Here is a 13266-nt window from a genome sequence, read left to right on the forward strand (position 1 = left end):
CCGCCCATATCAAAGCCGATGATTTTGGTAAATCCAGCCATCGTACTAGTTTTCACCGCCCCGACGATGCCCCCCGCAGGGCCTGACAAAATGCTGTCTTTGCCCTGGAAATTTTGGGCACTTGTCAATCCGCCGTTGGATTGCATGAAGAGTAGAGCGGGGGACTGGGGGACGAGGGGACTGGGAGACTGGGAGACGGGTGGACTGGGTGTTAGTTGATGGGAGAATGAATCGACGTATCGGCGGAGAATGGGGGAGAGGTAGGCATCGACGACGGTGGTGTCACCGCGACTGACGAGTTTGATGAGGGGACTGTCTTGGTGGGAGAGGGAAATTTGGGTGAAGCCAATTTCTCGCGCGAGTTCGGCTACTTGCAGTTCATGAGTGTGGTAACGATAACCATGTAAAAAGACGATCGCACACGATCGAATCCCGTCTTCATAAGCAGTTTGGAGAGATTGCGTTAATGCGTCATCAATCTGGACTGGGATTAATTCTTCGCCTTGTGCGGTATGGCGTTCGGTGACTTCTACTACTCGATCGTAAAGCATGGCTGGGAGAAGGATTTCTCGTGCAAAAATCTGGGGGCGATGTTGGTAGCCAATCCGTAATGCATCGCCGAAGCCCTTGGTAATCATCAGTAATGTTCGATCGCCAGCACGTTCCAAGAGCGCATTAGTAGCGACGGTAGTGCCCATTTTGATACATGCGATCGTCTCGACTGGCATTGGTGCTTCAGTATTCAAGCCCAAGATCTCGCGAATCCCTTGAATTGCGGCATCTGCGTATTGATCGGGATTTTCAGATAGCAATTTGTGAATCAGGATTTCGCCATCGGGATGCTGGGCGACGATATCTGTAAAAGTACCACCACGATCGATCCAAAATTGCCAGCGATTGTCTCGATTAGTCATGTAGATGCAGACTCCTATCTTGATTGCTTACAACAATAAGGTCGGGTTTTCCTCGAAGATACAAGTTTAGCGGTCACAATGCTCGATCGAGCTATTACCAGAGCGCAACGCGCACATCGGGGCGAGATTGGATCTTTATCGATTGGTATTGCCAGTTCGATTTCCAATATGTTGCTGCCGGATATTTTGCGAACATTCTGCGATCGCTTTCCAGACGTAGAATTAGAACTGCGCGAACTGACCGCTGAGGATCGAATTCAGGAGTTGCGCGAGTGTCGCTTGAATATTGGCTTTGAAGCGATGTCCGATCTAGCAACACCAGATAATTGCTTAGACATATTACCAATTTTGACAGAATCCCTAATTGTGGCCTTGCCAGCAGCCCACCCACTCAGCGATCGATCGGCAATTTCGATCGACGATCTTGCTACTGAAAAGTTAATTCTACATTTTTAGGAGTAAGTAGAGTCAATATTAGGTTGGGCGATCCGATCGATATTTGTCCCGATCTTTCGATCGTGAACGATCGAAGATGATGAAATCTTCTCTGCTGGTGAGATGAAGAACGATTTCAAATACCTCACAACCACAACCTATTCCTGCTAAAATCGATCGTAAATACAGCAGTAACTTGAGTACAAATGCGTATCCTGGCTCTTGTCCCTGGTGGAATTGGCGACCAAATCCTGTTCTTCCCCACGATCGATAATCTCAAAGGACGTTACCCAGACGCAGAAATTGACGTAGTTGTCGAACCTCGATCGACTTCCGCATACCGTGTTTCCAAATCTGTCCACAAAGTTATTCCCTTTGATTTCAAAGATGTTAATGGCCCCGCTGACTGGGGCAATCTTTTGGGTATCATCCGCGATAGCGAGTACGATGTGGCGATGTCCTTGGGGCGACGGTTTGGGGTCGGATTGCTGCTCTGGTTGACAGGCATCCCCGTCCGCATTGGTTTTGATGTTGGTGCGAGTAAATTATTTCTCTCCAATCCTGTCTCGCTCAATCTCAACCAATATGCCGCGCAGATGTTTCACGATCTGGTCGGGGGTTTGGATATAACCGACCCTTGTCCGGCTGTGAGCATCAATGTTCCCACAGCCGATCTCGACTGGGCAGAGGCCGAACTGCAACGACTGGGCATCAAAGATAGTGGTTATGTCCTGATTCATGGGGGCGAAACTAAGCCGGATCGCACTCTGGGGATCGATCGTATTTATCCGGTCAAACAGTGGCAGCAGATCGTCAAAGACTTGCAAACTCGGCAACCTAATATCCCCGTCGCGGTCATTCAAGGCCCCGATGATGGCGATTTTATCGAAGCACTACTGGCACTTTGCCCAGCTCTAAAAGTAATTAGTCCCCCAGATATCGGCAAACTCGCCGCCACAATTGCCGGTGCCAATCTGATGTTATGTACCAATAGTGGCCCGATGCATCTGGCTGTAGCCGTCGGTACGTATACGATCGCTTTATTTGGCCCCTCCGATCCAGCGAAATTATTACCTGACAACGGTCGCGCGATCGCCGTCAAATCGCGGACTGGCAAGATCGCCGATATTCCACCCTCGGATATTCTAGAGAAAATCTGGAAAGGTTGAATTTGGTCGATAAGGTCACAACTAGCAACTAGTTCAGACCGCCAGCCCATCCTAATTAATTGAAACGATGACGACAGAAAACCTGAATACACGCGGACATCTATTAACCGAACAGGTAAATGTCAATAGTGCCAATCTAGATCGACTCAGTACGCTGGAATTAGTAGATTTATTCAACCAAGAAGACGTAAATACTCTCAACGCGATCGCGGGTGCAAGAGCGGAATTAGCTGCCGCGATCGATACCATTGCCGACTCGCTGCGTCAAGGCGGACGCTTATTTTATATCGGTGCGGGTACTAGTGGCAGGTTAGGTGTACTGGATGCGGCGGAGTGTCCCCCCACTTTTTGTACGCCGCCAGAGCTAGTGCAAGGGATTCTGGCGGGTGGTGCTGGGGCGTTGGTGAAGAGTTCGGAAGGCTTGGAAGATATTGCCAGCGATGGCGCACAGGCGATGGCTGATAACGATATTGGCAAACATGATGTGGTCGTCGGCATTACTGCTGGTGGGACGACACCCTACGTACATGGCGCGATCGAGTCTGCTAAACAACGCGGTGCCAAGACGGTATTTATTGCCTGCGTGCCCGCCAATCAAGTCGCCAGCAGTGCCGATATCGAGATTCGCTTGCCAGTCGGCCCAGAGATTTTATCGGGTTCGACGCGGCTCAAATCAGGCACAGTGACGAAGATGGCTTTGAATATTCTCTCGACTGGGTCGATGGTCAAATTGGGCAAAGTCTATGGCAACAGGATGGTAGATGTAGCGGTCACTAATACCAAGTTACTCGATCGAGCGTTGCAGATGATTCAAGATTTGACGCAATTAGATCGGAGTGCGGCTAGTGAGTTACTCGCAGCTAGCGGTCGCTCGGTGAAAGTTGCGTTATTGATGCATTGGACACAAGTCGATCGATCTCAAGCCGAAACAATCCTCACGCAAAATCACGGGCAATTACGTGCGGCGGTCGATAGTTTATAGCGATCGTATTTCTCGAAGGGTTGGTGAATCCACGGATTATGGGGGAGATGAGTAACGTAATATTCTGGGATATATTGAGAACAGGCTTTGTACCAGATTACTGCTGTTTTTAGATCCTCAATTTCTGGATAGAGATCGCGCAACCAGATCGTAGTTTGTTGGAGTGTAACGCCAGAATCTACTAAGTCATCAACTAAGAGCACGCGTTTGCCCATCCGATTGTCAGTCATGGTAATTTGACTAGCGATCGCTAGTTTGCTGCGTGTTTGTCGATCTTCGCCACCATAGGAACTGGTCGCCAAAATTGCTAAAGGTTTATTAAAGATCCTCGACAAAATATCTCCGACTCTCATGCCGCCTCTAGCCAAACAAACAATCCGATCGAATTCCCACTGTGATTGAAAAATATTTTCAGCTAATTGCTCGATCGAGTGGTGATATTCATCCCAGGACACATCTAAGTCGTACATAATTACAAGAGTGGATAGTGGATAGTGAATAGTAGTTATTTCGATCGTCACCATATTCTGAAATAACCGATCAATAAATTGAAATAGTTTGAAGCTAGTCAGTCAGATTTTATTGATGAAAAATTTACTACTGTCAATTTTTAGAACTAAAAAGCCGAGGTTTAAGACTCGGCTGGACTGCAAATAGAACGGTCTGAAGATTGACGCTATAGCTCTAGATCGAGACTGGAAATCGCCGAAACTTTAGACAGCTTCGATATTTTTCTCACCCGTCCGAATCCGAATGACTTGTTCGACTGGGCTGACAAAAATTTTGCCATCACCAATCTCACCAGTCCGTGCGGCAGCGATAATCTTATCGACGACCATGTCAACTTGGGTATCCTCGATCACGACTTCGACTTTGAGCTTTTGGAGAAATTCTACGGTGTACTCTGAGCCGCGATAGCGTTCGGTTTGACCCTTTTGTCTGCCAAATCCCCTCACTTCGGATACCGTCATCCCGACAATGCCAGCATTGACGAGGGCGATTTTGACTTCATCTAGTTTGAAAGGGCGAATAATTGCTACGATCTTTTTCAATTTCAGTAACTCCTGAATGTGTGTTTCAATACTATTTTGAGCTGCACCAACTTGACATTTTGTATCATTGTTAGACCAGCCAAACATGTAACTTTGGCTACAAAATAAAAATATGACAGTCTCGCTGGGTATAGATTTTGGCACATCAGGGGCAAGATTAGTAGCGATCGATACCGATCGTAATGTGCTGTGGTGGGGCACTAGCGCGCTGTCGGTGGGGACTTGGCGGGAGACTTTATTTGCATTGATTCGGGAAGTCCCGCCGGAAATTAAGTCACGGGTAGATCGGATCGCGATCGATGGGACTTCCTCCACGGTGTTATGCTGCGATGCTAGTGGCCAGATTGTCGGTGCGCCCATTTTATACAACGACGATCGCGGTAAAACGGAATTGGAACGGTTGAAAGCATTCGTCCCAGCAGGACATCTAGTGCTGAGTGCTACGTCTAGTCTCGCGAAGTTGTGCTGGTTGGCGGCGCAACCAGAGATCCTCGATCGATCGCGGTATTTTCTCCATCAAGCTGATTGGTTGGTAGCTCAGCTCCATGGCAAACTGGGCTTTAGTGACTATCACAATGCCCTGAAACTAGGCTATGACGTCGAATCCTTGGGTTATCCCAATTGGCTCGATTGCCACCCTTATCGCCCGTTATTACCCCAAGTTTTGGCACCTGGCACGCACATTGGGAAGGTGTTACCGCAAGTTGCCCTAGAGTTGGGTTTGGCGGCTGATTGTGTCATATGTGCAGGTACGACAGATAGTATCGCTGCTTTTATCGCCAGCACGGCTAGCACTCCTGGCTCGGCGGTGACATCGTTGGGTTCGACACTAGTAATCAAGCTCCTGAGTCAGACGCGCGTTGAGGATGTGCGGTATGGAATTTACAGCCATCGCTGGGGCGATTTGTGGTTGGTAGGTGGGGCTTCCAATACTGGCGGTGCGGTACTGCGCCATTTTTTCAGCGATGCCGAATTAGTCAGCCTGAGTCAAGAAATCGATCCCGATCTGCCCAGCGAACTCGACTATTATCCCTTACTCACTCCAGGCGATCGCTTTCCGATTAACGATCCTAATTTACCACCGCGACTCACGCCGCGACCCGATCGCGACAGGGATTTTTTACATGGTTTACTCACAGGTATTGCCAAAATCGAAGCGCATGGTTATCAACTCTTAGCCGAATTGGGTGCAACACCACTAACCTCAATTCAGACGGCTGGCGGCGGCGCGAACAATCCCACCTGGACAAAGATTCGACAGCGGTATTTGCCCGTCCCGATCTCGATTTCCCAGCATCAGGAAGCTGCCTATGGTACGGCACTATTGGCGCAACGCGGCCAGTAATGGTTAATGGCGTTGATGTTGTGAGTAGAAAGTGAAAGTGTCAACTAGCCGGAATTATAGCTAGAATTTTAGCAGGGAGCGTAAATTCAATCATCTCGAACATCCCAGGATTGGATCGATACCACCATCGCGATTACCTTGCGGTGCGGCGATGCCAACGAGTGGATATATTTAGGAACCATAGTATGAATGCCAATCCTCAATTGATGACGGCGGTAGAACAGCTCGGATATAGAGTGACTTGTGGGGATGTGGCAACCCAGACGGGGATACGCATCGAAGCAGCGCGTTCGGGGCTGCTGGCTTTGGCAAATCAAACTGGAGGGCACCTCCAAGTCACCGATACGGGAGAAGTGATTTATGTATTATCTCCAGATTTTAGGCGGATTTTACTCCGCAAATCTGTCAAATTACAACTGAAGGCTTGGCTAGATCGATTCTCTGCTGTAGGTTTCTATCTAGTTAAGATCTCATTTGGGATATTTTTAATTACCTCAATTAGTGTCGTCTATCTGACGATCTTAGCGATCGCGTTATCAGCCATCTTCAGCAGTGAAGGTGGTGGTGACTGTGGTGATGATAATTGTGTTTTGGGGATTTTTGATTGGGGTGGGACTAGCAGTAATTCCGCTAATTTGCCCACATCAACGGCCACTTCTCAACTCGAACCGATTCGCGCCAAAACCCAGCGCAAACCGCTGAATTTTTTAGAAGCAGTATTTTCAGTATTATTTGGCGACGGCAATCCCAATACCGACCTCGAACAGCGGCGTTGGAGTTATATTGGCAATCTGATTCACCGTCAGCGGGGAGTTGCTATTGCCGAACAAATTGCCCCTTATTTAGACGATCTTGGCCAAGGCTACGATCGCGAATATGAGAACTATATGTTGCCAGTATTAACGAAGTTTAATGGGATTCCCGAAGTGAGTCCGACGGGGCAATTAGTTTATCATTTTCCCGATCTGCAAACGACATTAAAAGATGCCCCAGATCGATCGAGTCGGGTGCCAAAATCTTTACGCGAACGCAAGTGGAAATTTACCAAAGCTACGCCGGAACAGACTAATTGGTCGATCGCGTTATTTGCGGCTAATCTCGTTGGGATTGGGGTGCTCGCCTTATTGCTCAAAGGATTAGTGAGCAGTTGGATTGTTGGCGCGCTCGTCATCTTAGCTCTGTATGGGGCAGGATTAGTTATTATTCCCTCCTGTCGCTATTTTTGGGTCAAAGCGCAGGATCGTCAAGTCCGCCAGCGCAATCATTTTCGCCATCAACAAGCCAATTTATTGCAGCAAAATGGTGAAGTCCAAGCAAAATTAGACTACGCCCAGCAATTTGCCAAACAGTATCGGATTACCGATCGAGATATTATCTATACCACCGAAGAAGATGCGCTATCGCAGGAGTTTAAACGCTTGGAATAAGTCGGGTGAACGATCGAACAGCCAGCACAATTGATCGATTGTCATGGCATTTTGACTATGATTTATCGTTGTTACCCATAAATTCGGGCATCCCGACGACATCGGTATTCTGACTGATGCCTTCTTGTCTGAAAACTTTCTTGACCGTCAAGAACAAAATCTTCACATCTAACCATAAACTCCAATTGTCCACGTACCAGAGATCGAGCCTAAATTTTTCATCCCAGGTGAGGGCATTGCGGCCATTTACTTGCGCCCAGCCGGTAATACCTGGGAGCACGTCGTGACGACGCGCTTGTTCGGGACTGTAGCGTTCTAGATATCTCACCAATAGGGGACGAGGGCCGACAAAACTCATATCGCCCAATAGTACATTTACAAGTTGCGGCAGCTCGTCTAAACTAGCTTTGCGCAAGAATTGCCCCAATGGAATCAACCGTTGCTCATCAGAGAGCAATTTGCCCTCAGCATCGCAATCGCTAGTCATCGTGCGAAACTTGTATACGGTAAAAATTCGGCTATCTTTGCCAGGGCGGGCTTGGGTGAACACAATCGGGTTACCCATCCGCACCAAGAGAATGATTGCCACGGTCAGGAGGATCGGTGAAAATAAGATCAGTAATAGTGCGGCCATCGATCGATCGCCGATTACTTTTAGACTGCGACTAAAATAAGTAAGTAACTTCTGTACAGATGTTTTTGCTGCCATGTTGGATCTCTTGCCGGTAGTTATTGCTAGAGCGATCGAGATAGCCCTAACTAATCTCTATTTTTCCCATCAATTGCCTCTACCTTACTAAAGCGCCAAAATTTTTGGAGATCCCGATCTAGTCAAAGGTCGTGCTATGCTCTATACCCTTTATAGTTTATACACTGCCGAGACCATCTATTCCCATTATCCGTCTCAACAGCGATTCTTGGCGATCGATATGCCTATCCCTAACTCGAATATCTAAATCTCATCGTGAATAAAATTATTTCCGTCCCCAGTCAACCAGTTACCAACTTAGCGACGACATCCGCCCGGAGTCAGCTCGAAGCAGATCGCGTTCGTGAGATCCTAATTTTGCTCACCGGGTTGATGGCCAGAGAAGAAGCAACGATAAAATTAATCATTGATTGCTTATATGATATCGGTCATGTCAATTTAATTAATAAAAAAGTCCGCTTTCGCCCTTTCAATGCGATCGCCAAATTTATCGGCAAAAGATCGAAGCCAGTCGCCAAAATCTTCGCTTGGCGATGGTTTATCAAAAATTGTCCCCAACTGATTGCCAAATGGTTGTATGTCAAAGTCCAATTTTAGCAGTTAATTTAAGCCTCAAAACTGACGCGATACATCTGAAATAACTCGCCAGATTTGGTCGATGTCACACGACCGCCAACTTCTTTGACTAGCTCGGTAAATTCGGTCAATGGGGATAAAAATACCTCAGCACCTAGATATGTTTCTAAAATTGCCCAATTTTCGGCAAGTTCGGTATCTGGATCGATCGCATCGAAGATAAATACCCCATTTGGTTTCAAGACGCGTTTGACTTCTTGCAACACTAATTTCCAGTATTCAGGCGGATAATAACAACTAAATCCCGTCGCGATCGCCCGATCGAATGTATCGTTCTCATACTGTAATTGATGGGCGGCTCCAGCTTGGACGCCTTTAAATAATTTGGAATTTAGTTGCGAACCGCGTGAATTGAGCGCGGCGCGCGCTACCGTGCTGACTTCTTGCCCGTAGAAATATGTTTCCCACTCGCGCCAATTGTAGATCAAAAAGCTCACCCCGCAGCCGATATCCAAGCAGCGATGATTCTTTTGAAATCCGGCTAATTCCCAGAATGGCGAGGTAATCTTCGCGGCCAGATTGTGGCCGATCCATTCTCTAAAGATCGGCATTGCTTCGACTTCCGCAGGCAGATCGAAGGCTTCTTGCTTGAATTCGCGATCGAATCTTTGCTTGACTCGATCGATTTCACTCGACCAATCTGGTTGCTGCAATTTGAGGTTACTATACATATCGATCGTCATTACCTATTAGTATATCTATCCAAATCGATCGTCGTATCTAAATTAGCAAGTTAGAGAGATACATAAAATCCCAAAGCCAACAACAGTCCACTGACAAAATGCAGTCGAACGGCTAGATATTTACAAGTCCGAATGAGTTCGGGGATCGAGTGGTATTCGCAAACGAATTTAGTTAATTTAATCGCTAATGGTAAACTCAAAAATATTAATAGTGTCGCGACAGGAAAGAGCTTGCTGATGACACCAATTGCTGTCAATAGATAAATACTCGCCGTACTCCAGGTCAACACCTCCGCACCCATTCTCGTACCCATTCTGACGATCGGGGATAACTTACCCGCTGCTAGATCGTCCTTGACTTGATGAAAATGCGAGCAAAATAGAATTAAACTGGTAGAAATACCAATAATCAGCGAAGCTATTAAATTGGCGATCGACCAACTGTGAGTTTGACTATAATAAGCCGCACTCATCGCCAATGGTCCAAAACAAATCGTACAAATGATTTCGCCCAAACCTTGATATCCCAACCGGAAGGGTGGCCCTTGGTAGGTATATCCCAAAAAACAACTCAACATCACTAGCGCAACTACCGTCAGATCTTGCTGCCACCAAGAGATCGTGGCAATCCCCACCAGACCCGAACCTAAAAATAAGTTGCCCAACCACAACATCAAGTTGCGATTGCCAGTCAAATTCACTACTGACTCAGCTTTATTAATATCGATGCCCGTATCGCTATCATACACATCGTTACTAATATTCAACCAGGCAATAATCGCGATCGCTGACAATAGAAACGTCAAAAAAACATGGAGATCGAAACTCGTACCTAGTCGCGACAACTCAGATCGATTCTGAGCATAAGCAACTGCCGAACCGACCGTAATCGGGATAATTGCCACTGTATACATTGGCGGTTTGATCGCTGCCAACCAAAGCTTAGACTTCGGTGGGTTAACCGATTCAAATGTAGTCATAATTAAAATAAAATCTAAAAATTAAATAAGATTTACAATTTGCCCGCACTCGAATTACCTAATGGTAATTTTCGATCGCCACCAGATTCTCGATCAAGAGCACCGAGCCGGAGACAGCAATTCATATCTAACTAGCTATAGCACGATCGCCAATTCCCAAATTCTCAATCGCCAAGAAAATTAACACGTCAATATTTGCTGCAAGCGTCGATCATACTTGCGCACCAACTCGATCGCCAGGGTGAGGTCTGTAGGGCTAGCGTAGAGTGCTGCCCGCGCCTGAGCACTCAAATCCGTCAACACCGGATCTTCGACCTTGCCTTTGGCCAGAGCCTTGGCTGAGAGGGCATCCAATCGTCCCCGTAACTCCTGGCGGGTATCTAACGGCGATCGATTCGCGACAAGTGCCAATTCTGCCGCCTGCGTATAAGCCCGCACTTTAGCTAGCCAATTGGTCAAACCCACCCGCACGGGGGGAATTAGCCCCGACTCAAATTTGGCAATTAACCGCGCCAGCCACCGTTCTAATTCGGCTAGCTCCTCAGCGGGTAATGGCGCGCTCCTTGGTAAATTGTGCCTAATTTTTGCCTGACTTTCGGCCTCAGCGGCGATCGAGTCGCGATTCAATTGGGTCAATTGCGCGAGTAATTGGGGAGCTGTCGCAAAATCAGCCTGCAACTGCTGGCGTTGGTGGGCAAGTGTTTCTAATTCTTGCCGGACATCATTAATTAACGGCGTTAGATCGCGTCCAAATGCTAAATTCACAGCTAAAGGATCGCGATCGATCTCTAGTTGCAGATTGGCAAAATCAGCTTGAGCCGTCACTAATAATGGGGGCGCAGCCAATTGTAATGTATTGGCTAATTGTTGCAGTTCGACGAGCGATCGATGCGTACCGATTAACTTGGATTCTAACTCCGTCCAGGCCGTTTCTACCGCCACAAATGTATCCCTAGCAATTGCAAAGGCGATCGTCATTCGCGCCATTAATTCATCCAGCGCAATCGTTCTGTCCTGCTGACTAGCACCGAGTAAATCTCGTTGAGCCAGTGGAATTTGGATCTGGGGTAATTCGATCGAAGATCCCACTAATAAATGCTCGATCGCTTGTAATTGACTATCGTTAATAAATAAAGATGGTAACTCTCGGCGGAACTGCCGCGCTCGGTCGAGTTGCTGATTGAACAATTCTAAGTATTCAAATAACCGCTCGATCGCGGTCAAGGCTGTGCTTGCTTGTTGCTGGGTAATGCCAGTAACATTAGTCGGTGGATTGCCCACGCCACTCAACCGTTGATAGGCAGACAAATCATATAAATCTAATAAATTTTGATTGGCCGCATCACCCTTTTGCTGCCACTCCAGTAATAATCGATCGATTTGTGCCAGCGTCAGACCCATATGGTTACAATTGGTATGGTGATTTGGAAGAAAACTAATGACTCTTATCGCTGCTAAGTGGAGTGTCGATGACTATCACAAGATGATTGAAACCGGATTGTTAGACGATCGATCGGTAGAGTTGATTAATGGAGCAATTATTCAGATGGTGCCAGAAGGGATCGCCCATGCCTTTTGCTGTAGGAGTACGGCAAAATATCTCCGCACGATCTTGGGAGAGCGAGCCGAAATTAGTGAGGCGCATCCAATTAGTTTACCCAATGACTCGGAACCGGAACCAGACATCGCTGTTTTAAAAACTCCCGATACTCGATATCAAAGTCGTCATCCGGCTCCAGATGATATATTTTGGCTTGTTGAGATTGCGAATACAACTCTCGTCAACGATTTAGGTGTCAAACGAGAGCTTTATGCCCAGGCGGGTATCACCGAATATTGGGTGATGAACTTGCAAACCTCCGAGTTAAAGGTATTTAGAAACTTCACCGCCAATGAGTATCGCACCGAAATTAGTCTCAACGGCGGTAATATTTCACCACTAGCTTTTCCCGATCTATCGATCGAGATCTCCCGTTTATTTCGATAGCAACTTATCGCGGCTGTTGCCAATACTGATAGGCAGTATAGGCCATCGTCACGACCCCAGTAATAATTGCCGATTCATCTACCATAAATTGGGGATGATGGAGCGGATGATTCTTGGCATCTTGGGTACCGACACCCAATCGAAACATCGTCCCAGGGGCATGTTGTAAGTACACAGAGAAGTCCTCAGCCCCGAGCGAGGGTTCTGGTAAGATTTGGACTCGATCGTTGCCCCAGGCGGCTCTAGCAGATGATTCGAGGATCTGCGTCAAGGCAATATCATTCTGCACGGAAGGTACACCGCGCTGGTAATTAACCTGGCATTTGGCACCATAAGTCCGACAAATATCCGTGACAATCTGCTCGATCCACGCCGGGAGCGTCGCATGAGTCTCAGGATGGAGCGATCTCACCGTACCAGATAATTCCACCCGATCGGCAATAATATTCGGCGCGCGGCCACCGCTAATCGTGCCGATCGTCAACACGATCGGGCGTAATGGGTTCTGAGTGCGGCTAATGGCCTGTTGCAGCCCCGTAATTACCTGGGACGCAATCCAGATCGCATCGATCGCTTCGTGAGGTCTGGCACCATGCCCAGATTCGCCCATAATCACGATTTCCAAGTCGTCGGCGGCGGCTGTCAACGCTCCATACCTAATCCCGATCGAGCCAGCCGGAATCGACGGAAACACATGGAGGGAGAATATACTATCCACCTCCTTCATCACCCCGTCCGCGACCATCCAGCCAGCACCCTGGGCGATTTCTTCGGCGGGTTGAAAGATAAACCGCATCCGCCCTGGTAAGGCCATCCCCAATTCTGCCAGGATCATCGCCGTGCCCAAGCCTACGGTAGTATGTACATCATGACCGCACGCGTGCATTACCCCTTGATTTTGGGAGCTAAATGGCAATCCCGTCCGCTCGACGATCGGTAGTGCATCC

Annotated in this window: 17 protein-coding genes; 8 read left to right on the forward strand and 9 right to left on the reverse strand. The window is 47.7% G+C overall.

The window, feature by feature from the left end:
* The coding region (locus RMO27_RS07735) for a hydantoinase/oxoprolinase N-terminal domain-containing protein (RefSeq protein ID WP_309731055.1) at window positions 1-914 on the reverse strand (914 nt) is incomplete at its 3' end.
* Window positions 915-992: 78 nt separating this feature from the next.
* Between RMO27_RS07735 and RMO27_RS07740 the strand changes: the two genes are divergently transcribed.
* Window positions 993-1370, forward strand: coding sequence for a LysR family substrate-binding domain-containing protein (locus RMO27_RS07740; RefSeq protein WP_309731056.1), 378 nt, complete (start codon window positions 993-995; stop codon window positions 1368-1370).
* Here RMO27_RS07740 and RMO27_RS07745 read toward each other — a convergent pair.
* Window positions 1367-1498 (reverse strand): hypothetical protein, encoded by a 132-nt coding sequence (locus RMO27_RS07745; RefSeq protein WP_309731057.1) that lies wholly within the window; start codon window positions 1496-1498, stop codon window positions 1367-1369. The genes RMO27_RS07740 and RMO27_RS07745 overlap by 4 nt on opposite strands.
* A 57-nt stretch (window positions 1499-1555) precedes the next feature.
* Between RMO27_RS07745 and RMO27_RS07750 the strand changes: the two genes are divergently transcribed.
* A complete protein-coding gene (locus RMO27_RS07750) occupies window positions 1556-2518 on the forward strand; it encodes a glycosyltransferase family 9 protein (protein ID WP_309731058.1) in 963 nt (320 codons plus the stop codon).
* A gap of 67 nt (window positions 2519-2585) precedes the next feature.
* A complete protein-coding gene (gene murQ / locus RMO27_RS07755) occupies window positions 2586-3500 on the forward strand; it encodes an N-acetylmuramic acid 6-phosphate etherase (protein ID WP_309731059.1) in 915 nt (304 codons plus the stop codon).
* Here the strand turns inward: murQ and RMO27_RS07760 are convergent.
* On the reverse strand, window positions 3464-3970 hold the full coding sequence (locus tag RMO27_RS07760) for a phosphoribosyltransferase family protein (protein WP_309731060.1): 507 nt from the start codon (window positions 3968-3970) through the stop codon (window positions 3464-3466). The genes murQ and RMO27_RS07760 overlap by 37 nt on opposite strands.
* Window positions 3971-4213: 243 nt before the next feature.
* Entirely contained in the window at window positions 4214-4552 is a 339-nt protein-coding gene (locus tag RMO27_RS07765; RefSeq protein ID WP_309731071.1) for a P-II family nitrogen regulator, read from the reverse strand.
* A 112-nt stretch (window positions 4553-4664) separates the two neighbouring features.
* Here RMO27_RS07765 and RMO27_RS07770 point away from each other — a divergent pair, with 112 nt between their 5' ends.
* Window positions 4665-5897, forward strand: a complete 1233-nt coding sequence (locus RMO27_RS07770; protein ID WP_309731061.1) for an FGGY-family carbohydrate kinase — start codon at window positions 4665-4667, stop codon at window positions 5895-5897.
* Window positions 5898-6082: 185 nt separating this feature from the next.
* The gene (locus tag RMO27_RS07775; RefSeq protein ID WP_309731062.1) at window positions 6083-7324 is read left to right on the forward strand and encodes a hypothetical protein; all 1242 of its coding nucleotides are present in this window, start codon (window positions 6083-6085) and stop codon (window positions 7322-7324) included.
* 55 nt (window positions 7325-7379) lie between these two features.
* Here RMO27_RS07775 and RMO27_RS07780 read toward each other — a convergent pair whose 3' ends face one another.
* Window positions 7380-8033, reverse strand: a complete 654-nt coding sequence (locus tag RMO27_RS07780) for a sugar transferase (protein WP_309731063.1) — start codon at window positions 8031-8033, stop codon at window positions 7380-7382.
* A gap of 255 nt (window positions 8034-8288) precedes the next feature.
* On the opposite strand from RMO27_RS07780, the gene RMO27_RS07785 reads away from it, so the two are divergent.
* On the forward strand, window positions 8289-8630 hold the full coding sequence (locus tag RMO27_RS07785; protein ID WP_309731064.1) for a hypothetical protein: 342 nt from the start codon (window positions 8289-8291) through the stop codon (window positions 8628-8630).
* An 8-nt stretch (window positions 8631-8638) separates the two neighbouring features.
* Here RMO27_RS07785 and RMO27_RS07790 read toward each other — a convergent pair whose 3' ends face one another.
* The gene (locus RMO27_RS07790; protein ID WP_309731065.1) at window positions 8639-9352 is read right to left on the reverse strand and encodes a class I SAM-dependent methyltransferase; all 714 of its coding nucleotides are present in this window, start codon (window positions 9350-9352) and stop codon (window positions 8639-8641) included.
* Between the two features lie 50 nt (window positions 9353-9402).
* Window positions 9403-10332 carry a 2-carboxy-1,4-naphthoquinone phytyltransferase gene (menA, locus tag RMO27_RS07795; RefSeq protein WP_309731066.1) on the reverse strand — a complete coding sequence of 310 codons (930 nt, stop codon included), beginning with the start codon at window positions 10330-10332 and terminating at the stop codon, window positions 9403-9405.
* A 61-nt stretch (window positions 10333-10393) separates the two neighbouring features.
* Between menA and RMO27_RS07800 the strand changes: the two genes are divergently transcribed.
* Window positions 10394-10516: a hypothetical protein gene (locus RMO27_RS07800; protein ID WP_309731067.1), complete on the forward strand. Its 123-nt coding sequence runs from the start codon at window positions 10394-10396 to the stop codon at window positions 10514-10516.
* On the opposite strand, the gene RMO27_RS07805 is transcribed toward RMO27_RS07800, so the two are convergent.
* Window positions 10513-11733, reverse strand: a complete 1221-nt coding sequence (locus RMO27_RS07805) for a hypothetical protein (protein WP_309731068.1) — start codon at window positions 11731-11733, stop codon at window positions 10513-10515. The two genes, RMO27_RS07800 and RMO27_RS07805, sit on opposite strands and share 4 nt — an antisense overlap.
* 37 nt (window positions 11734-11770) lie before the next feature.
* Here RMO27_RS07805 and RMO27_RS07810 point away from each other — a divergent pair, with 37 nt between their 5' ends.
* Window positions 11771-12319: a Uma2 family endonuclease gene (locus tag RMO27_RS07810; protein WP_309731069.1), complete on the forward strand. Its 549-nt coding sequence runs from the start codon at window positions 11771-11773 to the stop codon at window positions 12317-12319.
* 4 nt (window positions 12320-12323) lie between these two features.
* Here RMO27_RS07810 and RMO27_RS07815 read toward each other — a convergent pair.
* The coding region (locus tag RMO27_RS07815; protein ID WP_309731070.1) for an amidohydrolase at window positions 12324-13266 on the reverse strand (943 nt) is incomplete at its 5' end.

It is taken from the genome of Chamaesiphon sp. OTE_75_metabat_556, from assembly GCF_031378165.1.
Lineage (GTDB): Bacteria > Cyanobacteriota > Cyanobacteriia > Cyanobacteriales > Chamaesiphonaceae > Chamaesiphon.

Coding starts and splice junctions, on each gene's coding strand:
- RMO27_RS07810 (WP_309731069.1), top strand. CDS start 11,771: ATGACTCTTATCGCTGCTAAGTGGAGTGTCGATGACTATCACAAGATG.
- RMO27_RS07740 (WP_309731056.1), top strand. CDS start 993: ATGCTCGATCGAGCTATTACCAGAGCGCAACGCGCACATCGGGGCGAG.
- RMO27_RS07780 (WP_309731063.1), bottom strand. CDS start 8,033: ATGGCAGCAAAAACATCTGTACAGAAGTTACTTACTTATTTTAGTCGC.
- RMO27_RS07775 (WP_309731062.1), top strand. CDS start 6,083: ATGAATGCCAATCCTCAATTGATGACGGCGGTAGAACAGCTCGGATAT.
- RMO27_RS07770 (WP_309731061.1), top strand. CDS start 4,665: ATGACAGTCTCGCTGGGTATAGATTTTGGCACATCAGGGGCAAGATTA.
- RMO27_RS07750 (WP_309731058.1), top strand. CDS start 1,556: ATGCGTATCCTGGCTCTTGTCCCTGGTGGAATTGGCGACCAAATCCTG.
- RMO27_RS07805 (WP_309731068.1), bottom strand. CDS start 11,733: ATGGGTCTGACGCTGGCACAAATCGATCGATTATTACTGGAGTGGCAG.
- murQ (WP_309731059.1), top strand. CDS start 2,586: ATGACGACAGAAAACCTGAATACACGCGGACATCTATTAACCGAACAG.
- menA (WP_309731066.1), bottom strand. CDS start 10,332: ATGACTACATTTGAATCGGTTAACCCACCGAAGTCTAAGCTTTGGTTG.
- RMO27_RS07800 (WP_309731067.1), top strand. CDS start 10,394: ATGGTAATTTTCGATCGCCACCAGATTCTCGATCAAGAGCACCGAGCC.
- RMO27_RS07760 (WP_309731060.1), bottom strand. CDS start 3,970: ATGTACGACTTAGATGTGTCCTGGGATGAATATCACCACTCGATCGAG.
- RMO27_RS07790 (WP_309731065.1), bottom strand. CDS start 9,352: ATGACGATCGATATGTATAGTAACCTCAAATTGCAGCAACCAGATTGG.